This window comes from Phytoactinopolyspora endophytica (assembly GCF_004138495.1).
Classification (GTDB): Bacteria; Actinomycetota; Actinomycetes; order Jiangellales; family Jiangellaceae; genus Phytoactinopolyspora; species Phytoactinopolyspora endophytica.
Genome location: NZ_ML142853.1, coordinates 201,981 through 202,408, shown reverse-complemented (window position 1 = coordinate 202,408; position 428 = coordinate 201,981). Strand labels below are relative to the sequence as shown.

1 pseudogene is annotated in these 428 nt (G+C 67.3%); it reads right to left on the bottom strand.

The features are described from left to right. Positions 1-48: 48 nt before the first annotated feature. Positions 49-428 (bottom strand): annotated as a pseudogene (locus ELR45_RS11795) (ABC transporter substrate-binding protein); the annotation flags it as partial.

Genomic DNA, 428 nt, shown 5'->3' with positions numbered 1-428 from the left:
CCGCGGGCGAGGCCGGAAAATCTTCCCTCCCCACTGGTACCCGCACCGTCATTCGGCCGCTCCATAGCTGAGGCCGGCGAATCCGGGCACCGACGACGGGTCGAGATCGACACCGGTCAGACCGTCCTGCCACGCGTAGACGATCTGCGGGAACATCGGGAACATGCCGACGGCGTCGTTCCAGATGATCTCTGTCGCCTGCGCGTAGAGGTCCTCCCGCTGTGCGGGATCGGCGACCGAGTCCGCCTCGGCGAGCAGGTCGTCAAGCTCCTCGTTGCAGTACCCGGTGCGCTCCGCGTCGCACGGGTAGAGCCTGCCGACGTTGGTCGCGGCGTCCAGAGACGGCACGGAGACCGACTGCAGGTTGATGTCCCAGTTCAGCGCCAGCAGGTCCTCGAGCCAGACACCGGGCTCCTTCTCCACCGGCT